Below are 18,692 nucleotides of genomic sequence, written 5' to 3'. Positions count from 1 at the left end.
CTGATTAAAACTTGTAGCCCAGACCTACCATGTAGACCCAGGGATCGATATCGACATCAACCTTTACGCGACCCAGCGCCGAGTCGGCGGTCGCCTTGGTGTCGATATCGGCGTACCAGACGGCGGCGTTGAACAGCAGATGATCCGTTAGCTGATAATCCACGCCTGCCTGAAACGCATAACCCCAGGAATCGTCCAGGCTCAGATTGCTGAAGCCGCCACCGGCTGCCGATTTGCGGCTGCTGGTCAGATCCTCGTCAAAGAAAAGAGTGTAATTGATACCGGCGCCTACGTACGGCTGAATACGGGACTGAGGGTTTAGCGGATAGTACTGAAGCGAAAGGGTGGGCGGCAGCTGTTTGACATCTGCCAGCTTGCCATCCAGAGCGCCCAGGCCTTTTACACCGATCCGATGATTGAATGGCGTTGCGGCCAGCAGCTCGATGCCAACGTGGTCAGTGACCATGTAGGCCGCTGCCAGGCCAAGCTGGGTATCGGAGTCAACAGTGGCCTTGGTCCCTGCAACCTTGCCGCCCGCTGCTGCGGCCGAGATATTGCCGCTGTCTTCATGTGGATCCACAGTCGCTGCGCCAGCACGGATGATGATGTCACCGGCCTGGTGGGCAAGGGCGAGCGGAGAAACAGCGGTGAGGGCCAGCAGGGCGGCGGTTAGGGGCAGCTTGCGCATGATGCACTCCAAAGCATGTTGTTTAGTTGGCTAACGACATGTTAAGGATGAGAGATGCATCATATGTTGACTTGGCTCAACGAAACGCTGATTACAGCGAATAATGAGTTACCTGAGTGGCTTGCATCTGATAACCGACTTCAGCCATGTCCGTACTGGCTGAATCAACATGCAACGTACCTTCTACCCAGTACGGAAGATGTAGCTGGGCCAGTTCAACGCCCTTGGCGCCTTTGACATAGACGATCTGGTTGGACGGAGGCGGAGGTACATGAATGCAGGCACCGTAATAGGGTACTAGCAGGAACTCGGTGACTTCCCCTTCCTCAGTCACCATGATTGGCACGATATAGCCTGGGAGCTTGACCTCCTGACCTTCCAGCGCTTTTACCACGGGAGCATTGGGTGATTGCTGCAAGGCGGCAGGCCCACTTTCATCCAGTGAGCCCTGATGCAAGGGTACAGGTGGCAGAGGCGACGGTGCGCCCTCTGGGATCAGCTCCCCCCAGGAAAGCGCGCGAGGCGCTGCCCAGACGGAAGAGGTGAACAGCAGGGCAAGCACCAGCAGCACGCGATACATGGACGCTCCGGTCTTTGAGGCTATAAGCGAACGGACAGGCCGTCGGCCAGGGATTGACGGTAAGCGCGCCAGGCAGGAACACAGCCCATCAACAGCGCAGCGATCAGGATACCGCCCAGTAACGTCCACTCGTAACGTGAAGGCCATTCCAGAGGCAGATACAGGCCATAATAAGCCTGTACGGGTGCCTGCGCGATAGCAATCGCCACATAGAGAAGGGCAAGCCCGGCCACGACACCTGCCAGTGCCAGCGCGAAGGCTTCGGCTACCAGCAGACTGAAGATATGCCACGGGCGGGCGCCCACCGAACGCAGGATGGCCATCTCTCGCCGCCGCTCATTAAGGCTGGTCAGAATAGCCGTCAGCATGCCGATCAGGCCGGTTAGAACCACAAACAGGGAGACGATGAACAGCGCCTGCTCGGCGGTGCCCATCAGGCTCCAGAGTTCCTGGAGCGCAACACCCGGCAAGATGGCCATCAGCGGCTCTCCCTGGTATTCATTGATGGCACGCTGGAGACCAAAAGTGGCGACTTTACTATTGAGGCCGAGCAGCACGGCGGTGATGGCCTTGGGTGTCAGGTCCATCTGGCGGGCCTGGTCTGCTCTGATCTTGCCTGCGCCACGCGCCGGTGCACCGTTCTGCCAGTCCACATGAAGAGCTTCCATGCCCTCAAGGGAGATATGCAGTGTTCTATCCACGGGCGTGCCCGTCCGCGCGAGGATACCCACTACTGTGAACGGTTTGTCCCCATGCTCGACCAGGCTGATTGTGCTGACTCCATGAGCCAGAACAATATGGTCGCCCAGTTTGTAATGCAGGGCTTGAGCGACTTCGGCACCAAGCACTACATCGTAGATATCTTGAAATGGCTTGCCTTCGCTGAGTGTGAGCGCCTGGTTGCGACCATAGTGGTAATGCTCGAAATAGGCCTGGCTGGTACCCAGCACCCGATAGCCGCGGTGGGAGTCGCCCAGTGAAAGCGGAATGGCCCATTTGACCTTGGGATTTTCGGCCAGCTGGGTATAGCTGTCCCAGCGAATGTTGTTGGTAGCGTTGCCAATGCGAAACACCGAATACAGGAGCAGGTTGACCGCTCCGGAGCGTGCGCCAACCACCAGGTCAGTTCCGGAAATGGTACTGGCGAAGCTGGCCTTGGCCTCGGTGCGAACACGTTCGACTGCCAGCAAAAGGCAGGCTGATAGCGCGATGGCGAATACGGTCAGGAGGGCAGTAAAGCGACGATTGGAAAGGCTGGCAAGTGCCAGGCGAAACAAGTACATCTCACACCTCTGCCGGTCGCGCCGCGCGGTTGAGTTCAAGCAGGGACAGGCTTCGGTCAAAAAGCGGAGCCAATCCCTGGTCATGGCTGACAAAGAGCAGGCTTGAGCCGGCGGCGCGGCATTCGGCGAATAACAGGTTCAAAAAGGCCTCTCGAGTATCGGCATCAAGCGCTGAAGTGGGTTCGTCTGCAATAACCAGTTCGGGTTGACCGATCAGTGCGCGCGCTGCCGCTACACGTTGCTGTTGCCCAATCGAAAGAGCTCCTGCGCGACGCTGTCCCAAGGTACGCTCACCCAGCCCCAGAGCGGAAAGCAGGGCACGCGCCGCTTCTGCTTGGCTGCCATGGCGCTCTTTGGCGCGCTGCGAGCGCAGGGCCGAAAAATGGCAGGGGAGTTCGACATTCTCCTGAACGGATAGAAAGGGCAGCAGGTTGAACTGCTGAAAGATATAGCCGGTATGGTCGACGCGGAAGTGATCGCGGCGCGCCGAAGACAGGCTGGAGAGGTCTTCTCCTAATAACCTGACGTGTCCACGGTTTGGCTTATTTACACCGCCGAGCAGGCCCAGCAGGGTGGTCTTGCCACTACCTGAGGGGCCTTTGAGAAAGACGGTTTCGCCGCGCTGCAACTGAAAATAAGGGATATCCAGCAGCTCGGGCTGACCGGGCCAGGCGAAGCCCAGGTCGTTGAGTTCGATTAATGCGCTCATGGTGGCCTTGGCATAAAAAGAACGGGCAGCAAAGTAGGGAGGCTACCCGTTTTAAGGGGAACGGTTATAGCGCGAGGCGAGTTTGGGCAGGCGTCAGTTCCTCACCTTTCTGGCCTTGAGCGGTAATGGCCTGAACATTGACCTTGTGTGTGGCCGGGAATTGCTTGAACAGGCCCGCCAGGTCCAGCGCAGTCAGCGCTTTTGGATTGTCACAGGCGAGGGTGTAGTCCGCGTCGATGTCGCTATGAGCGTGCTCGTGTTCGCCCTTGGCATGGCTATCATGATCATGGTCATGGTCATGGTCATGGTCATGGTGCTCTTCAGAGCCAAACAGGGGACTGTCCAGATCAGTCTTGCTTACTTTGCACCCTGCAGCGGCTGGGATGCCAAACAAGGCAATCGGGTTAGCCAACTGCTGCTTGGCCATTTCGACGGCCTTCTTGTCCTGAGCGGACTGGGCCTTATGTTCGAAGCCCACCAGATTCATGGCAGGGCTGTGTAGTTCCAGTTCCAGCGAGTTGTCATCCAGCGCGACGTTGAGTTGTGCGACACCATGCTCATGGGCGCCCAGGCTTCCATGTGAGTGGTCATGTTCATCGTGAGCAAAGGCAGCAGTAAGAGGCAATACGGCAAACGGCAGGGCAAGCAGCAACGAACGCATGGTCAGCTCCATTGATGGATTTGACTGTATGTTATGTCGTAACAAAAGATGACCGCAATAGAAATGCTCTCACTCGATGGCACGTGGCATCATAAGACATGGTTCAAAAAAGGCGATAACGATGATCCGTATCCAGGGGAAAATAGGCGAGTGGCCGGTGGATCTGACGGTCGAATTGGAAGCAGAAGACTGGACTCGTCTTGCCGAGGGGCTTAACCATGCTCAGCCCGTGCCGTCCAATACACCTGTTCCGGTGCCAAAGACCCGTAGCGATCCCCTATGGGAGTCGGTGCTTGCGTTGGTCGAGCAGGAGCGGCGTATCGAGGGGCCTCATCTGCTGAGTGCGCTGGAAAAGCTGGCAGGTAACGTGGGGTCAGCCAAGCAGCTGATTGTACGGCTGCGGCATAACCCGAATATCCGGATCGAGAAAACAGACGAGGCACAAGTGTTTGTGTGGGCGGGCACCGGCCAGGAGCCAGCGCCCGACGGGCATCAGTAAAGCGCCTGATAGAGACGACGGCGGTAGGTTGCAACCAGTGGGTGTTCGTTGCCGAGTAGATCGAACACCTGCACCATGGTCTTGCGAGGAAGGTCCTCACCATAGGTGCGGTTGCGCATGAATAGCTTGAGCAGGGCATCCAGGGCCGCTTCATATTGCTGGCGCGCCAGTTGCTGGACGGCAAGCTGATAGGTGGCTTCGTCATCAGCTGGATCCTGAGCCAGACGCGCCTTTAGATCGGCTGCATCAGGCAGGCTGGCAGCTTGGCGCAGGAACGTCAGCTGTGCCTTTGCACCTGCCAGCGCCTGCTTGTGATCGTCACCAGTGACTGCACCCAGTACCGTTTCAGCTTCATCCAGTTCGCCGCGCTCGGCAAGGCAGCGCGCATAGAGAATCAGCGCGGGCGCATTGGTATTGTCTTCACCTAAGAGCTGCTTGAGTACGGCCTCCGCTTCGCCAGCACGACCTTCATCAAACAGCAACTGTGCGGCGTCCAGCGGGTTCTCGGCCTCGGGTGCAGGCGCCTGCACATGCGGCTCCAGCATGGCGCGAACGGCAGACTCAGGCTGTGCACCCGCAAAGCCGTCAACCGGTTGACCGTCCTTGAACAGGACGACCGTCGGCAGGCTGCGAATGCCGAAACGCATTACCAGTTCCTGCTCGATATCGCAGTTGACCTTGGCCAGATGCAGTGCACCGCCAAAGGACTCGGTGATGCTGGCCAGCATAGGCATCAGTACCTTGCAGGGCGCACACCACTCGGCCCAGAAATCGACCAGTACGGGCGTGTTGAACGACTGCTCCATGACCTTCTGTTCGAAGTTCTCAAGCGTCGCATCAAAAATGTAGGACGTGTCCTGGCTCATAGACAGACTCGGGTAACGAAAAGATGAACTATATGTGGAGACGCGCCTGCCGAAAACAACCTTCAGCAAGTACGTTGTGCGTGGTAGAGATTAACCCATCTGAATTCAGCCGGCTCGGCAAGGTCCGGCCAGGTGCAGGCCTCCCGGCTTGCTAGCGCTGTATACCTAGGGTGGTCAAAATTCTTGACTCGGGAATCCGCTATCAGCACGCTTTGTCCGCGACTCAGAAAATCGTCCAGCAAGGGCAGGTTCGCACGGTCGTACAGCACATCGGCCACAATGATCAAATCGAAACGGTCGGCCTCAGCAAAGAAGTCGTCGGAGTATTCCAGCGTCACCTGATTCAGGTCCGCATTCGCTCGGCTGGCGGCCAAGGCCAGCGGATCGCAGTCACAGGCCACTACTTCAGCGGCCCCCGCCTTGGCAGCAGCAATCGCGGCAACCCCTGACCCGCTGCCAAAATCGAGCACGCGCCTGCCTTGTACCCACTCCGGCTGCTCGGCCAGCCAACGGGCCAGCACCAGACCGCTGGCCCAGCAAAAACTCCAGTAGGGTGGGGACGCCAGCAGTCGTTGTGTTTCTTCGGGTGAAAAGGCCCGCTCCATGTTGGCGGGATCGATCAACCAGAGCGCGATGTCGCATCCCGGCAGGGATTGAACACTTAGTTCGGCATCACCCAGCAGATCCCGTAGCGCAGCTTGCAGAGTGGCGGGTGGGGTCACGGGGTCTGATCCAGCACTAATTCTCCTAGAACCTGGGTATTAGGCTGACTGATCTTGACGGGAGACAGGTAGCAGACCAGCTGACCGGATTGGCTGACGCGAGCGTGCAGTTCGACCTTGGCGTTCTGGGGAAATACCTCTGGATTAAAGGGCAGGCGGAACGCCAGGGCCTTGCCATTGCCAGTCAATGTCTCGCTGGCGAGCAGCCGCTGAGGACGGTCCTGACTGTCGATCACCAGCATGGCCACTTCAACTTGTGCGCCTGGTGCGATGGCGCCGTCTGGTGTCCGTAATGTTCCAGAAACCTCCCGCAGATTTCCAGGGCGTGGCGCACCGGCCACCGGCTCGGGTTCTTTGGCAGGTTCTGCCGGTGCAACAGGCTTTTCAGAGCAGGCTGCAAGCAGGCTGATCAACAACACGGGCAACAGCGGGCGCAACGACATGGTAACGGCTCCAAGGCAGATTCGGCGGCGCATTCTTATACAACCCACGACCGGCGGGAAGAGGATTGTGTCACGGAGCCGCCAGACGTGTTCTGTCGATTCTTGAGGCCTTGCAAGGTTCCTTCTCAGGCAGGATGCGCTACCATGGCCCTCCGTTTATTTCGGCTGCTTCTGACATGCACTGTCCTTTTTGCGGTGCCCACGACACCAAGGTCATCGACTCACGCCTGGTTGCAGCAGGCGAGCAGGTGCGCCGCCGTCGTGAGTGCCTGAACTGCCAGGAACGTTTTACAACGTTCGAGACCGCTGAGCTGGTCATGCCGCGCCTGATCAAGCAGGACGGTACTCGCCAGCCTTTCGACGAAGAAAAACTCAGGGCCGGTATGCAGCGTGCGCTGGAAAAGCGCCCGGTCAGTATCGAGCGTCTGGAAGAGGCGATTGCCTATATCAAGCACAAGCTGCGCGCGACGGGCGAACGCGAGATCAAGTCCCGTGTCGTGGGTGAGTTGGTGATGGAAGAGCTACGCAAGCTTGATGAGGTTGCCTTTATCCGCTTCGCGTCCGTTTATCGTCAGTTTCAGGACCTGTCCGAGTTTCGTGAGGAAATTGATCGGCTGGCCCGTGATCCGAGTAAAGCCTGACCGCTGCAGTGGGTCATTTGTCGCTAGCCCATTGCTGGCAGAGGCTCTACTTCGCTATAGTCGTTCCGGTCTTCAGGGCGGGGCGAGATTCCCCACCGGCGGTAAACCACGTGGTGGCAAGCCCGCGAGCGCTCCGATACGTCGGAGGTCAGCAGATCTGGTGTGATTCCAGGGCCGACGGTCATAGTCCGGATGAAAGAAGATGCGTCTGTCTGCGCGTGCCGGAAAGCGTACGCGTGCAGCTTTTGCCTATTTGCCCTGAAACGTTCACTCATGTTTAGCGAGGACGTTTCATGTCTACTGTCGATTCCTCTGATCATGCTGGCGCTGCCGGCCGCGGAGGCAATCCCAACGCTTCGGAACTGGCCGATCAGTTATACATGACCCGTGCGCTCGAGTTGGCGCGTCAGGGGCTGTACTCCACTCATCCCAATCCCCGCGTGGGCTGTGTCATCGTCAAGGATGGCCAGGTCATTGGTGAGGGCTGGCATGTGCGTGCCGGCGAACCCCATGCTGAAGTCCATGCGCTGCGACAGGCAGGAGCGCGTGCACAGGGCGCGACCGCCTATGTCACGCTGGAGCCGTGTAGCCACTTCGGCCGAACGCCACCTTGTGCAGACGCTCTGGTTAATGCCCGCGTCGGACGTGTAGTGGCCGCCATGCAGGACCCAAATCCACAAGTAGCCGGCCGTGGCCTCACACGGCTTGCAGAGGCAGGTATCCGGGTGGCCTGTGGCGTGCTTGAGGAGGAAGCCAAAGCGCTTAACAAGGGCTTTATCAAGCGTATGATCACGGGGCTTCCGTTCGTACGAGTCAAGCTGGCCATGAGCCTGGATGGTCGAACAGCGATGGCCACCGGTGAAAGCCAGTGGATTACCGGCCCGGCCGCTCGTACTCAGGTGCAGCGGTTGCGTGCGCAGTCCAGCGTCGTATTGACCGGCGCCGACACGGTAATAATGGACAAGGCCCGTCTGACCGTGCGCGCTGAAGAGCTTGGCGAGACGGTGGAGCAGGCTGCGCTTGCCATGGGCCGCCAACCCCAGCGTGTACTGGTGGACAGCCGATATCGCGTCCCGCTGGATGCGGCGTTCTTTCAAGCAGGACCTGCCTGGGTCGCGGCCCTTTCAACTGAGCGAGCAGCGCAGTACCAGTCCCAAGGGCATGAATTGCTGACGCTTCCCGAGGATCAGGGGCATATCGCCCTGCTGCCGTTATTACAGCTTCTGGCTGACCGTGGCATGAACGAGGTGCTGGTCGAGGCTGGTCCCCAGCTGGCCGGTGCGTTCGCGCGGCAGGGGTTGGTCGACGAATTCCATTTCTTCATGGCGCCCAAGCTGTTGGGCTCGACGGCGCGTCCGTTGCTGACGTGGCCGCTTGAAGTCATGAGCGAAGCGCCTGAGCTTGAAATCATCGAGATCACGCCCGTGGGTCGTGACTGGCATATTGTGGCTAAACCTGTTTCAGGCGCCCCGGCGCCCCTTATTTCTGACGTTTCGAGGTAGACATGTTCACTGGCATCATCGAAGCCATAGGCTCGATCGCCGCGCTGACGCCTAAAGGTGGCGACATGCGCGTGTATGTACAGACCGGCAAGCTGGATCTTGCCGATGTAAAGCTGGGTGACAGTATTGCCGTCAGTGGCGTATGCCTGACGGCCGTAGAGCTTCCCGGTGATGGTTTCTGGGCGGATGTCAGCCGCGAGACGCTGGCGCGTACAGCCTTTGTCGATCTGAAGATTGGCAGTCGGGTCAATCTGGAAAAGGCCTTGATGCCTACCAGCCGTCTGGGCGGTCACCTGGTCAGTGGGCACGTGGATGGCGTGGGTGAAGTGGTTTCACGCCAGGATAATGCCCGTGCCGTACAGTTCCGTATCCGTGCTCCTCGTGAGCTGGCGCGCTATATCGCCCTGAAGGGGTCGATCACCGTCGATGGCACCAGCCTCACCGTTAACGCAGTGGATGGCGCCGAATTCGAATTGACCATCGTGCCGCATACCCTGGCCGAGACCATTATGGCGGACTATCGCCCCGGCCGTAAGGTCAACCTGGAAGTGGATCTGCTGGCCCGCTACTTGGAGCGCCTGCTCATGGGTGACAAGGCTGCCGAACCGCAGAAGGGCAGCGGTATTACCGAACAATTCCTGGCCCAACACGGCTATCTCAACTCCTGAGCGTAAAGGAAGACCTCCGTGGCATTGAACAGTATCGAAGAAATTATCCAGGACATCCGTGAAGGCAAGATGGTCATCCTCATGGATGATGAGGATCGCGAGAACGAAGGCGATATCATCATGGCGTCTGAGTGCGTGCAGGCTGAGCACATCAACTTCATGGCCAAGCATGCTCGTGGTTTGATCTGCATGCCGATGAGCAAGGAGCGCTGCGAGGCGCTGAACCTGCCGTTGATGGCAGCCCGCAATGGCTCGGGTTTCGGCACCAAGTTCACCGTCTCCATCGAGGCGGCCGAAGGGGTGACGACAGGTATTTCCGCTGCAGACCGCGCACGTACCGTACAGGTGGCCGCGGCTAAAAAAGCAACGGCCGCCGATATCGTCAGCCCAGGTCATATCTTCCCGCTCATGGCTCAGCCGGGCGGTGTGCTGGCCCGTGCCGGACATACCGAGGCGGCTTGCGACCTGGCGCGCATGGCAGGCTTTGAGCCGACCGGGGTGATCTGTGAGGTCATGAACGACGACGGGACCATGGCCCGTCGTCCGGAGCTCGAAGCCTTTGCCGAAGAGCATGGGCTGAAGATCGGTACGATTGCCGATTTGATCCACTATCGTCTGCTGCACGAGCATACCGTCAAGCGGATCGACGAACAGCCACTGGAAACCGAGCTGGGACGCTTTAATCTGGTCACCTACCGTGACGAGGTGGAAGGTGACGTTCATCTGGCGCTGACTATGGGTACCATCAAGAGTGATGAACCGACCCTGGTGCGCGTGCATAATATGGACCCGCTGCGCGATCTGCTGCTGGTGAATCAGGAAGGCCGTTGGAGTCTGCGCGATGCCATGACCAAGGTCGCGGAAGCTGGCACAGGCGTGGTGTTACTGCTGGGGCATTCCCTGGCAGGCGACGACTTGCTCACTCACTTGCGCGAGCCGGTCAGCAAGCCCAAGCCGCAGAGCACATACAGCACCGTAGGCGCTGGTTCGCAGATCCTGCGTGACCTGGGCATACGTAAGCTTCGTCTGCTCAGTGCACCGATGAAGTTCAATGCCATATCCGGCTTTGACCTTGAAGTTGTAGAATACCTGCCTCCCGTATAAACCGGCCTACGGATGGCCTGAACGGTGCGATGGTTGATGACCGTCGCGCCGGCGATCGGATTTATTTGCGGGGCGTACGAAAACGCTCCGGTTCTTTAACAGACGAGACCTGCTCATGACCGTGAAGACCATTGAAGGTACTTTCATTGCCCCAAAAGGCCGCTTTGCCCTAGTGGTTGGCCGCTTCAACAGCTTTGTGGTTGAAAGCCTGGTTGAAGGTGCCGTAGATGCCCTGGTACGCCATGGTATCCGCAAGGAAGACATCACCATTATCCGCGTTCCTGGCGCCTTTGAAATTCCGCTGGCTACCCTAAAGGCTGCCCAGCGTGACGAATACTCCGCCATCATCGCGCTGGGCGCTGTGATTCGTGGTAGCACTCCGCACTTCGACTACGTTGCTGGCGAGTGCACCAAGGGCCTGGCCCAGGTTTCCATGGAGTTCGGTGTGCCGGTCTCCTTTGGCGTACTCACGGTCGACTCCATCGAGCAGGCCATCGAGCGTTCGGGCACCAAGGCGGGTAACAAGGGTGCCGAAGCGGCGCTGTCTGCTCTTGAAATGGTGAGCCTGCTGTCGCAGCTGGAGGCCAAGTGAGCGCTGTAGACGGCCAAAAGCCCAAAGCTCCGCGCGGCAAGATTGCTGCGCGTCGTGAAGCCCGCAGCCTCTCGGTTCAGGCGTTGTATCAGTGGCATATGGCGGGGCAGGCGATCAACGAGATCGAAGCCCAGTTCCGTGTGGACAACGATTTCGCTAATGTTGATGGCGCTTATTTCCATGAGATCCTGCATGGCATTCCCGGCCTGAAAACCGAGATCGATGATCTGATCACCCCTTGCCTGGACCGCCCGCTGGAAGACGTTGATCCGGTTGAACTCGCGATCCTGCGCATGTCCTGCTACGAACTGCGCAACCGTATCGATGTTCCCTATAAGGTCGTTATCAACGAGGGTATCGAGCTGGCGAAGGTGTTTGGTGCAACCGACGGGCACAAGTTCGTCAACGGTGTACTGGATAAGTTGGCGCCCAAGCTGCGCGCTGCTGAATTACGCGCCAAGCGTTGACTGTAGCCATGACCGAGTTCGAGTTGATCCGCCGTTATTTTGCTGCCGCGCGCTGCGCACAGCCACGTAAGGATATCGCGCTCGGTCTGGGCGACGATTGTGCCTTGCTGATGCCTCGCCCGGGCGAGCAACTAGCGATTTCTACCGATACGCTGACAGCCGGGGTGCATTTTCCTGAAGTCTGCGATGGCTTTCTGCTGGGGCAACGTGCCCTGGCTGTCAGCGCCAGCGATCTGGCCGCCATGGGGGCCGCACCCCTTGGTTTCACCCTGGCGTTGACGCTGCCGGATGTTGATCCAGGCTGGCTGGAGCGGTTTGCTCAAGGACTCGATCACATGGCTGCGGCCTGTGGCCTGGCCTTGATCGGCGGTGATACAACCCGTGGGCCGCTCTCTCTGACCCTGACTGTCTTTGGCTCCGTACCCCACATGCAGGCGTTGACGCGGTCGGGTGCCCAGCCGGGCAATTTACTCTGTGTCGGCGGTGCGCCTGGAGAGGCTGGCGGAGCCTTGCCCTTTGTCTTGGGACAACGCCAGGAGCGGGGCGCCTACGTTGATACGCTCGTGGCGCGCTACTGGTCGCCGGCGCCTCAGTTCGAGTTGGGGCTTGCGCTAAGAGGTCGGGCTACCGCAGCGCTGGATATATCCGATGGGCTCCTAGCTGACTGCGGCCATATCGCGGCCGCTTCGAACGTCAAGCTGATCATTGAGAATGAAAGGTTGCCGGTCAGCCCTGCGTTGGCGGCACTGTTCGAGCCTGAGCAGATTCGCTCACTGGCAATGTCCGCCGGCGACGATTACCTGCTTGCCTTTACATTGCCTGCACAGTATCTCAAGTCATTGCAGGCAGACTTTCCCCAAATAGGTGTCATTGGGCGCGTTGCCTCTGGGCAGGGGGTTCAGGTACAGGACGCCATTGGCCGGGATGTCACACCCTTGCGGGGCGGTTATCAACATTTTGCGATGAAGCCATGACGTATCGTGCTGGTGATTTATCTGTCCTGGGAGCCATTTCGTGAGTAGACCTGTTAGGTCAGGGCCGGCTACACCGGCGGTGTGGCGTAATCCCTGGCATTTTCTAGCCTTTGGCTTTGGCTCAGGTACGTTACCTAAGGCTCCTGGTACCTGGGGTTCCCTGGTGGCGTTGCCCTTTGTCCCGCTTTGGCATCTATTGCCGGACTGGGGCTATTGGCTGCTGCTGGTTGCGCTGATGATATTCGGGTTCTGGTTGTGTGGCCGTGTTGCGGATGACATGGGTGTGCACGATCACGAAGGTATCGTCTGGGACGAAATGGTAGGCATCTGGATCACTTTCTGGATGGCTCCGGCCGGCTGGGCCTGGTGGCTGGTGGGGTTTGCCGTGTTTCGGTTCATGGATATTCTGAAGCCCTGGCCGATCAGCTGGCTTGATCGTCATGTTCAAGGCGGCGTCGGTATCATGATTGATGATGTGCTGGCCGGTGTGTTTGCCTGGGCAGTTATGCAGGGATTGGGCTGGAGCTGGGCGCATATCGGGACGCTGTCCTGATCGCAGGCGCTACAAGGAGGCGGTGTGGTGCGCAAATGGATCGGTATCGGTGTATTGAGTCTGCTGCCTGCGCTGGTAACTGCCGCGCCTCAGGTTCAAGTGGTAGGTCTGTTCAACGGCGCAGCCGTAATCAATATTGATGGTCAGCGCAAAATGCTCAAAGTCGGTCAGCGACAGGGCGAGGTCGAGCTGGTCAGCGCGACGAGCCGGGAAGCGGTGCTGCGGATTGGAGAAACCAACCAAACGTTCATGCTTTCACGTGAATACAGTGAAGGCTTTGCTGCGCCGCATAAGCGCCAACTTAGCATTGCTCGCCGAAATGATGGCCATTATTGGACGTCGGGCTCTATAAATGGCCAGCCTATCGAGTTTCTGATCGACACCGGCGCCTCGACTGTTGCCATGAACGAAGAGCAGGCGAACCGTCTTGGGCTTGATTACCAGGAGGGGCGGGCGGTACAGGTCAACACGGCAGGCGGAACCCGAAGGGCCTGGCTTGTACGCCTGGATCGCGTCAAGGTTGGCACCATTGAGGTGCTGGGTGTCGAGGCCATGGTGTTGGCAGGCGGTCATCCGACAGAAACGCTACTGGGCATGAGTTTTCTCAACCGGGTTGGCTGGCGCGAGGATCAGGGCGTCCTGTATGTCGAGGCCAAGAACTGACGTGATAGCTTCAAGCGCAATAGCCTCATAGCCTTTATGACTGAGCCGTCTCTGTTCATGAATGGTATACTATAACCCTCTTTCCGATAGGAGCCTGACGGTGTCTGTCGTTTTCGTCGCCGCATCCCAATTACCTACGCCCTTTGGCATTTTTACCATGCATGGCTTTCTCGATGAGTCCGATGGTAAGGAGCACGTGGCGCTGACTCTTGGCGATATTGCCAACGGTGAGCCGGTGCTGGGGCGTCTACATTCCGAGTGTCTGACGGGTGATGCCCTGTTCAGCCTACGCTGCGACTGCGGCTTTCAGCTGGAGGCGGCAATGCGGGCCATTGCTGAAGAAGGCCGTGGCGTTATCCTGTACTTGCGCCAAGAGGGGCGTGGTATTGGCCTCTTGAACAAGATTCGCGCATATGAGTTGCAGGATGCTGGAGCTGATACGGTTGAGGCCAATGAACGTTTGGGATTTAATGCAGACCAGCGTAACTACAGCCTGTGCAAGCCAATGCTCAAGCATCTGGGCGTCAATGCATTGAAGCTGATGACCAATAATCCTCGCAAGGTTAAAGCCTTGGAGGACCTGGGAATTACCGTAGCACAGCGTGTACCGCTGCAGACGGGCCTCAACCCTCATAACAAGCGTTACCTAGCCACCAAGGCTGGCAAGCTGGGCCACATGCTCGGCAATATCCATCAAGGCGAAGTCCTTCCTTCCTGATGAAGGCAGGCAGGCGCTGTTCGGTTCTGACCGGCGTCTGCTTGCTGTTCTGCTGCGTTCTCTCCCAGGCCGCCGAACGCGTCATCAGTCTGGCGCCTTCGATGACCGATATCATGCTGGAGCTGGGCGTAGAGAGCCGCTTGGTAGGCGTACTGGATGCAGGCGAGCGTCCTGCTTCTTTGGCCGGGCTGCCTTCCGTAGGGCGTTATGGTCAGGTCAATATCGAAAAGATTGTTTCATTGCACCCTGACCTTATTCTGCTCTGGCCTGGTGCAGTTCCGCTTGCCCAGCGCGAGCAGCTTAGGCAGTTGGGCTATACCATTGAAACCCTGGATGTTCATCGGTTGGATGACCTGGCAGACGGGCTCGCTCGAATCGCTCAGGTGGTAGGTGTTCCTGATAAAGGGCAGCACTTGGCGATCCAGTTTCGTGAGCGAATCGCCGATATGCGCGAGCGCTACAGGCAATTACCGACAGTGCGCGTGTTCTATCAAGTCTGGGACAAACCGCTATATACCGTAGGGGGCACGCAAATTATCAGCGATGCCATGCAGGTATGTGGAGGCGAAAATATATTTGCTGATCTCTCACAACCGGCGCCGCAAGTGGGTGTGGAAGCTGTGCTGACAAGAAACCCCGAGGTGATACTGGCCGTGGAGCAGGCTCAGCTCGAACCGTGGCGGCAGTGGCCAACATTAAAGGCAGTGGCGCACCACCAACTCTGGGCTGTAGGTGACAGGCGGCTTGAGCGGCCCAGCTGTGGCATGCTGGACGCAGTCGTTAGGCTGTGTGAGCTGATAGACAAGGCCCGCTAAGCGGACCTGTCCCAACGCGTCCCGTCAGGGATTGCGTGAAGCGAGTACAAGCGGCGCGGGCTCGGAGGCTGTATTGGCTTCAAGCTGTGCCAGGCGTTGCTTAACGGCCTTTTCGATGCCAAGTGCATCCAGTCCGCATTCAGCCAGCATCTCACTGGGCTTGGCATGCTCGACATAGTAATCAGGCAGGCCCAGATTCAAGATCGGCTTGAGCAGGTTTTCTCGGGCGAGGAACTCATTCACGGCGCTGCCTGCACCGCCCATGATGCTGTTTTCCTCGATCGTAACCAGCAGATCGTGGCTGTCTGCGAGCGTCCGGATCAGGGCTTCGTCCAATGGCTTAACGAAGCGCATGTCGGCCACGCTTGCATCAAGGCCTTCTGCTACCTGCAAGGCCTCTTTCAGCTGTACGCCAAATACCAGGAAGGCAACCCTGCGACCTTGACGGCGAAGAACGCCTTTACCGATTTCCAGTGGCTCAAGCCCTGGCTCAATGGCTGCGTTAGGGCCGCTGCCCCGTGGATAGCGAACAGCCGCAGGCCCCTTGAACTGGTAACCCGTCGTCAGCATACGGCGCATTTCGTTCTCATCGCTGGGCGCCATGATCACCATACCGGGAATACAGCGCAGGAACGACAGATCGAAACTGCCGGCATGTGTAGGGCCGTCTTCACCCACCAGACCGGCGCGATCGATGGCAAACAGCACATCGAGGTTCTGTACGGCTACGTCATGGATCAGCTGGTCGTAGGCGCGCTGCAGGAAGGTGGAGTAGATCGCCACTACCGGCTTGGCACCATCACAGGCCAGACCAGCTGCCAGTGTCACGGCGTGCTGTTCGGCGATCGCAACATCGAAATAGCGGTCTGGATACTGCTCGCTGAAGCGGATGAGGTCGGAGCCTTCCTTCATGGCAGGGGTTATACCCACCAGTTTTGGGTCAGCTGCCGCCATGTCACATAGCCAGTCGCCGAAGATGTTCGAATATTTGGGACTACCAGGCTTCTTGGGTGCCGCATTCAAGGGCTCAAGCTTGGTGATGGCGTGATATTCGATAGGTGCTGCTTCGGCAGCGCTGAAACCCTTGCCTTTCTTGGTCACGATATGCAGGAACTGCGGACCTTTGGCATCACGCAGGTTACGCAGGGTAGTGATCAGCGTCGGCAGATCATGCCCATCGACAGGGCCAATGTAGTTCCAGCCCAGCTCTTCAAACAGGGTACCCGGAACCAGCATTCCCTTGGCAGCCTCTTCGGTGCGGCGGGCGATTTCCCACGCACCAGGCAGCTTGGCCAGTACCTTTTTCCCACCCTCGCGCATGTTCTGATACGTGCGACTGGACAGGAGCTTGGCAAGGTAATTCGACAGACCTCCCACGTTATGGGAGATCGACATGTCGTTGTCATTGAGAACGACGAGCATGTCGGCTTCTACGTCGGAGGCGTGATTGAGCGCTTCGAATGCCATGCCTGCGGTCAGGGCGCCATCACCGATCACCGCAACGGACTTGCGCTTGCTGCCTTGCATGCGGGCAGCAATGGCCATGCCCAGCGCCGCGCTGATCGAGGTGCTGGAGTGGCCAACCCCAAAGGTGTCGTACTCACTTTCAGAGCGACGCGGAAAGGCAGCGACCCCGCCTTTCTGGCGCAGTGTACCCATCTGGTCACGGCGTCCGGTCAGGATTTTGTGCGGGTAAGCCTGATGGCCGACATCCCAGACAAGGCGGTCGTCGGGTGTATCGAACACATAATGCAGCGCAACGGTCAGTTCGATGACCCCGAGGCCGGCACCAAAATGCCCGCCGGTCTGCCCGACGGTATAGAGCAGATAGTGGCGCAACTCATCGGCGAGCGTTTCCAGCTCGTGCTCGCTCAGGTGGCGCAGCGCAGCCGGGGTGTCGATGCGGTCGAGCAATGGCGTGGCGGGCCGCTCGCGTGGAATCTCGTGCAGCGTCTTGGGCATCAGGTCATCGTTATAAGGTATGAAAGATCGAAGTTTACCCGAAGCCCTCCAGTCACCCAACAGTGAACCGTCATATAGAGCTTCGAGCTGTTCTGTGTGTGACTAGTGGCGGCGTTGGACGATGTAGAGTGCCAATGCCCGCAAGGGTTCGGCAGACTCGCCAAAGTGCTGCAAGGCCTGCTGGGCTTGTTCACACAATAGCTGCGCATAATGCTTGGCCTCATCCAGGCCCAGCAGGGCCGGGTAGGTGGGCTTGTCCCGCGCAACATCTGCGCCCTGGCGCTTGCCCAGGGTGGCGGTGTCGCTTTCTACATCCAGCACATCGTCCTGTACCTGAAAGGCCAATCCTACTGCGCGGGCATAGCGGCTCAGTGCATCCAGCTGCTCGAGCGTGGCCTTGCCGCTAGCCAATGCACCCAGGCGGACACTGGCCTCGATCAATGCGCCAGTCTTATGACGATGCATGATTTCCAGCGCCGTCTGGTCTATCTGTCTACCAACGGACTCAAGGTCAATGGCCTGACCGCCTACCATGCCGGCAGGGCCAGAAGCCTGAGCCAGGACATTAAGCATTTCCAAACGTGTCTCGGCCGTTTGCGGTGCGTTGGTCAGTATTTCAACTGCAAATGTTTGCAGTGCATCGCCTGCCAGAATGGCACACGCTTCGTCGTAAGCCTTGTGCGTAGTCGGACGGCCACGACGCAGGTCGTCGTCATCCATAGCCGGCAAGTCGTCATGCACAAGTGAGTATGCGTGGATCAGCTCGACGGCGCACGCAGCATTGTCGGCCTGAGAGGGCTCTCCCCCAAGGGCTTCGCAGGCGGCATACACCAACAGGGGGCGTACACGCTTGCCACCACCCATGACGCTATAACGCATTGCCTCATACAGGCGATCGAGCTCCGGACGTGGCGAAACGAACAGGGTGTCCAGCATGGCGTCGACACGTGCCTGACTGCGAGCCTGATAATCCTTGATCATGTGTCCTCGCCCTGTACGTCGAAGGGGGCTTCGGTCATGACTCCGTCGCGCTCGAGCAGAATCTGGACTTTCTGCTCAGCCTGACTCAGTGCACTCTGGCATTCACGGGTCAGGCGAATACCCTGTTCGAAGGCGCCAAGTGATTCTTCAAGGGAAAGCTCACCGCTTTCCAGGCGCTCGACCAGGGTTTGCAGTTCTGCCAGGGAGTGTTCGAAATCGGGAGCTTTCTTGCGGGCCATTGGCAATCTCGGGGGTGATACACAATCGCGGGACACTAGCAGAGGCGTGGAAGCCGAGTAAATACTTGCAGCGGAAATAAGAACGGCCCTGTCCAGGAGCCGATGGGGTAAGCGCCAGGACAAGGCCGTATACGGCTGGACAGACGCCAAGGCATCGGTCCGGGAGGAAGTGCACTCTATAAGGTGTTACCAAGCGAAACTGTTTGCTCGCTGGCCAACACACATAGCAACTATCGCGCCAGGGCATGACAATTTGATTTCAGGGGCTTTCTGCCTGGAAAAAATAGAAAACAGATGCGCTTTTGTGGAGCAAAAACCGCTGTCTGAGTATTTCATGGCGCAGTTGAAACTATCTCCTCGCT

The 18,692-nt window shown here is 58.4% G+C and carries 23 protein-coding genes and 1 riboswitch; of the genes, 12 read left to right on the top strand and 11 right to left on the bottom strand.

Annotation, left to right across the window (positions count from 1 at the left end; all coding sequences use genetic code 11):
* Positions 1 to 4: 4 nt before the first annotated feature.
* The 5 genes from QWJ10_RS03940 to QWJ10_RS03920 form a co-directional block, all read right to left on the bottom strand.
* Positions 5 to 688, bottom strand: a complete 684-nt coding sequence (locus QWJ10_RS03940) for an OmpW family outer membrane protein (protein ID WP_289924488.1) — start codon at positions 686 to 688, stop codon at positions 5 to 7.
* Between the two features lie 91 nt (positions 689 to 779).
* Positions 780 to 1,268, bottom strand: coding sequence for a DUF3299 domain-containing protein (locus tag QWJ10_RS03935; protein ID WP_289924486.1), 489 nt, complete (start codon positions 1,266 to 1,268; stop codon positions 780 to 782).
* A 20-nt stretch (positions 1,269 to 1,288) separates the two neighbouring features.
* Positions 1,289 to 2,551 (bottom strand): ABC transporter permease, encoded by a 1,263-nt coding sequence (locus QWJ10_RS03930; protein WP_289924484.1) that lies wholly within the window; start codon positions 2,549 to 2,551, stop codon positions 1,289 to 1,291.
* Position 2,552: 1 nt separating this feature from the next.
* Positions 2,553 to 3,260: an ABC transporter ATP-binding protein gene (locus QWJ10_RS03925; protein WP_289924482.1), complete on the bottom strand. Its 708-nt coding sequence runs from the start codon at positions 3,258 to 3,260 to the stop codon at positions 2,553 to 2,555.
* Positions 3,261 to 3,324: 64 nt separating this feature from the next.
* Entirely contained in the window at positions 3,325 to 3,921 is a 597-nt protein-coding gene (locus tag QWJ10_RS03920) for a DUF2796 domain-containing protein (protein WP_289924481.1), read from the bottom strand.
* Between the two features lie 121 nt (positions 3,922 to 4,042).
* Here QWJ10_RS03920 and QWJ10_RS03915 point away from each other — a divergent pair, with 121 nt between their 5' ends.
* Positions 4,043 to 4,420: a hypothetical protein gene (locus QWJ10_RS03915; RefSeq protein ID WP_125887351.1), complete on the top strand. Its 378-nt coding sequence runs from the start codon at positions 4,043 to 4,045 to the stop codon at positions 4,418 to 4,420.
* Here QWJ10_RS03915 and trxA read toward each other — a convergent pair.
* From trxA to QWJ10_RS03900, 3 genes are all read right to left on the bottom strand, one after another.
* A complete protein-coding gene (trxA, locus tag QWJ10_RS03910; protein ID WP_125887350.1) occupies positions 4,414 to 5,286 on the bottom strand; it encodes a thioredoxin in 873 nt (290 codons plus the stop codon). The two genes, QWJ10_RS03915 and trxA, sit on opposite strands and share 7 nt — an antisense overlap.
* Before the next feature lie 62 nt (positions 5,287 to 5,348).
* Positions 5,349 to 6,008 carry a 50S ribosomal protein L11 methyltransferase gene (locus QWJ10_RS03905; RefSeq protein WP_289924476.1) on the bottom strand — a complete coding sequence of 220 codons (660 nt, stop codon included), beginning with the start codon at positions 6,006 to 6,008 and terminating at the stop codon, positions 5,349 to 5,351.
* The gene (locus QWJ10_RS03900; protein WP_010796872.1) at positions 6,005 to 6,451 is read right to left on the bottom strand and encodes a YbaY family lipoprotein; all 447 of its coding nucleotides are present in this window, start codon (positions 6,449 to 6,451) and stop codon (positions 6,005 to 6,007) included. Before QWJ10_RS03900 ends, QWJ10_RS03905 begins: the two co-directional genes overlap by 4 nt.
* A gap of 176 nt (positions 6,452 to 6,627) precedes the next feature.
* Between QWJ10_RS03900 and nrdR the strand changes: the two genes are divergently transcribed.
* The 11 genes from nrdR to QWJ10_RS03845 all read left to right on the top strand — a co-directional run bounded on the left by nrdR (position 6,628) and on the right by QWJ10_RS03845 (position 15,148).
* Positions 6,628 to 7,092 carry a transcriptional regulator NrdR gene (gene nrdR / locus QWJ10_RS03895; protein WP_010796873.1) on the top strand — a complete coding sequence of 155 codons (465 nt, stop codon included), beginning with the start codon at positions 6,628 to 6,630 and terminating at the stop codon, positions 7,090 to 7,092.
* A gap of 64 nt (positions 7,093 to 7,156) precedes the next feature.
* Positions 7,157 to 7,300: riboswitch (FMN riboswitch) on the top strand.
* 172 nt (positions 7,301 to 7,472) lie between these two features.
* The gene (ribD, locus tag QWJ10_RS03890; RefSeq protein ID WP_125887378.1) at positions 7,473 to 8,594 is read left to right on the top strand and encodes a bifunctional diaminohydroxyphosphoribosylaminopyrimidine deaminase/5-amino-6-(5-phosphoribosylamino)uracil reductase RibD; all 1,122 of its coding nucleotides are present in this window, start codon (positions 7,473 to 7,475) and stop codon (positions 8,592 to 8,594) included.
* Positions 8,595 to 8,596: 2 nt separating this feature from the next.
* Positions 8,597 to 9,262: a riboflavin synthase gene (locus QWJ10_RS03885; RefSeq protein WP_010796875.1), complete on the top strand. Its 666-nt coding sequence runs from the start codon at positions 8,597 to 8,599 to the stop codon at positions 9,260 to 9,262.
* Positions 9,263 to 9,280: 18 nt separating this feature from the next.
* A complete protein-coding gene (gene ribBA / locus QWJ10_RS03880) occupies positions 9,281 to 10,366 on the top strand; it encodes a bifunctional 3,4-dihydroxy-2-butanone-4-phosphate synthase/GTP cyclohydrolase II (RefSeq protein ID WP_019366828.1) in 1,086 nt (361 codons plus the stop codon).
* A 115-nt stretch (positions 10,367 to 10,481) separates the two neighbouring features.
* A complete protein-coding gene (gene ribE, locus QWJ10_RS03875) occupies positions 10,482 to 10,958 on the top strand; it encodes a 6,7-dimethyl-8-ribityllumazine synthase (RefSeq protein ID WP_010796877.1) in 477 nt (158 codons plus the stop codon).
* A complete protein-coding gene (nusB, locus tag QWJ10_RS03870; RefSeq protein WP_010796878.1) occupies positions 10,955 to 11,425 on the top strand; it encodes a transcription antitermination factor NusB in 471 nt (156 codons plus the stop codon). Before ribE ends, nusB begins: the two co-directional genes overlap by 4 nt.
* A gap of 8 nt (positions 11,426 to 11,433) precedes the next feature.
* Entirely contained in the window at positions 11,434 to 12,399 is a 966-nt protein-coding gene (thiL, locus tag QWJ10_RS03865; RefSeq protein WP_289924469.1) for a thiamine-phosphate kinase, read from the top strand.
* A gap of 40 nt (positions 12,400 to 12,439) precedes the next feature.
* Positions 12,440 to 12,952: a phosphatidylglycerophosphatase A gene (locus QWJ10_RS03860; protein ID WP_122043612.1), complete on the top strand. Its 513-nt coding sequence runs from the start codon at positions 12,440 to 12,442 to the stop codon at positions 12,950 to 12,952.
* A 27-nt stretch (positions 12,953 to 12,979) separates the two neighbouring features.
* Positions 12,980 to 13,615 carry a TIGR02281 family clan AA aspartic protease gene (locus QWJ10_RS03855; RefSeq protein ID WP_289924466.1) on the top strand — a complete coding sequence of 212 codons (636 nt, stop codon included), beginning with the start codon at positions 12,980 to 12,982 and terminating at the stop codon, positions 13,613 to 13,615.
* A 100-nt stretch (positions 13,616 to 13,715) separates the two neighbouring features.
* Positions 13,716 to 14,333, top strand: coding sequence for a GTP cyclohydrolase II (ribA, locus tag QWJ10_RS03850; protein WP_289924464.1), 618 nt, complete (start codon positions 13,716 to 13,718; stop codon positions 14,331 to 14,333).
* Positions 14,333 to 15,148 carry a cobalamin-binding protein gene (locus tag QWJ10_RS03845; RefSeq protein WP_289924462.1) on the top strand — a complete coding sequence of 272 codons (816 nt, stop codon included), beginning with the start codon at positions 14,333 to 14,335 and terminating at the stop codon, positions 15,146 to 15,148. Before ribA ends, QWJ10_RS03845 begins: the two co-directional genes overlap by 1 nt.
* A gap of 24 nt (positions 15,149 to 15,172) precedes the next feature.
* Here QWJ10_RS03845 and dxs read toward each other — a convergent pair whose 3' ends face one another.
* The 3 genes from dxs to QWJ10_RS03830 all read right to left on the bottom strand — a co-directional run bounded on the left by dxs (position 15,173) and on the right by QWJ10_RS03830 (position 18,330).
* Positions 15,173 to 17,110, bottom strand: a complete 1,938-nt coding sequence (gene dxs / locus QWJ10_RS03840; protein WP_289924460.1) for a 1-deoxy-D-xylulose-5-phosphate synthase — start codon at positions 17,108 to 17,110, stop codon at positions 15,173 to 15,175.
* 102 nt (positions 17,111 to 17,212) lie between these two features.
* A complete protein-coding gene (gene ispA, locus QWJ10_RS03835) occupies positions 17,213 to 18,091 on the bottom strand; it encodes a (2E,6E)-farnesyl diphosphate synthase (RefSeq protein WP_019366822.1) in 879 nt (292 codons plus the stop codon).
* Complete coding sequence (locus QWJ10_RS03830; RefSeq protein ID WP_125887344.1) at positions 18,088 to 18,330, bottom strand: exodeoxyribonuclease VII small subunit; 243 nt, start codon at positions 18,328 to 18,330, stop codon at positions 18,088 to 18,090. The genes ispA and QWJ10_RS03830 overlap by 4 nt, the downstream gene beginning before the upstream one ends.
* Positions 18,331 to 18,692 lie beyond the last annotated feature (362 nt).

This window comes from Pseudomonas sp. WAC2, from assembly GCF_030403525.1.
GTDB classification, from domain to species: Bacteria; Pseudomonadota; Gammaproteobacteria; order Pseudomonadales; family Pseudomonadaceae; genus Chryseomonas; species Chryseomonas luteola.
The sequence above is the reverse complement of the archived record's forward strand: the minus strand, read 5'-3'. Positions and strand labels throughout refer to the sequence as shown.

Bases quoted from the DNA above. Each gene is read 5' to 3' on its own strand.
- QWJ10_RS03940 (WP_289924488.1), bottom strand. From the start codon at position 688: ATGCGCAAGCTGCCCCTAACCGCCGCCCTGCTGGCCCTCACCGCTGTT.
- QWJ10_RS03935 (WP_289924486.1), bottom strand. From the start codon at position 1,268: ATGTATCGCGTGCTGCTGGTGCTTGCCCTGCTGTTCACCTCTTCCGTC.
- QWJ10_RS03930 (WP_289924484.1), bottom strand. From the start codon at position 2,551: ATGTACTTGTTTCGCCTGGCACTTGCCAGCCTTTCCAATCGTCGCTTT.
- QWJ10_RS03925 (WP_289924482.1), bottom strand. From the start codon at position 3,260: ATGAGCGCATTAATCGAACTCAACGACCTGGGCTTCGCCTGGCCCGGT.
- QWJ10_RS03920 (WP_289924481.1), bottom strand. From the start codon at position 3,921: ATGCGTTCGTTGCTGCTTGCCCTGCCGTTTGCCGTATTGCCTCTTACT.
- QWJ10_RS03915 (WP_125887351.1), top strand. From the start codon at position 4,043: ATGATCCGTATCCAGGGGAAAATAGGCGAGTGGCCGGTGGATCTGACG.
- trxA (WP_125887350.1), bottom strand. From the start codon at position 5,286: ATGAGCCAGGACACGTCCTACATTTTTGATGCGACGCTTGAGAACTTC.
- QWJ10_RS03900 (WP_010796872.1), bottom strand. From the start codon at position 6,451: ATGTCGTTGCGCCCGCTGTTGCCCGTGTTGTTGATCAGCCTGCTTGCA.
- nrdR (WP_010796873.1), top strand. From the start codon at position 6,628: ATGCACTGTCCTTTTTGCGGTGCCCACGACACCAAGGTCATCGACTCA.
- ribD (WP_125887378.1), top strand. From the start codon at position 7,473: ATGACCCGTGCGCTCGAGTTGGCGCGTCAGGGGCTGTACTCCACTCAT.
- QWJ10_RS03885 (WP_010796875.1), top strand. From the start codon at position 8,597: ATGTTCACTGGCATCATCGAAGCCATAGGCTCGATCGCCGCGCTGACG.
- ribE (WP_010796877.1), top strand. From the start codon at position 10,482: ATGACCGTGAAGACCATTGAAGGTACTTTCATTGCCCCAAAAGGCCGC.
- thiL (WP_289924469.1), top strand. From the start codon at position 11,434: ATGACCGAGTTCGAGTTGATCCGCCGTTATTTTGCTGCCGCGCGCTGC.
- QWJ10_RS03845 (WP_289924462.1), top strand. From the start codon at position 14,333: ATGAAGGCAGGCAGGCGCTGTTCGGTTCTGACCGGCGTCTGCTTGCTG.
- dxs (WP_289924460.1), bottom strand. From the start codon at position 17,110: ATGCCCAAGACGCTGCACGAGATTCCACGCGAGCGGCCCGCCACGCCA.
- ispA (WP_019366822.1), bottom strand. From the start codon at position 18,091: ATGATCAAGGATTATCAGGCTCGCAGTCAGGCACGTGTCGACGCCATG.
- QWJ10_RS03830 (WP_125887344.1), bottom strand. From the start codon at position 18,330: ATGGCCCGCAAGAAAGCTCCCGATTTCGAACACTCCCTGGCAGAACTG.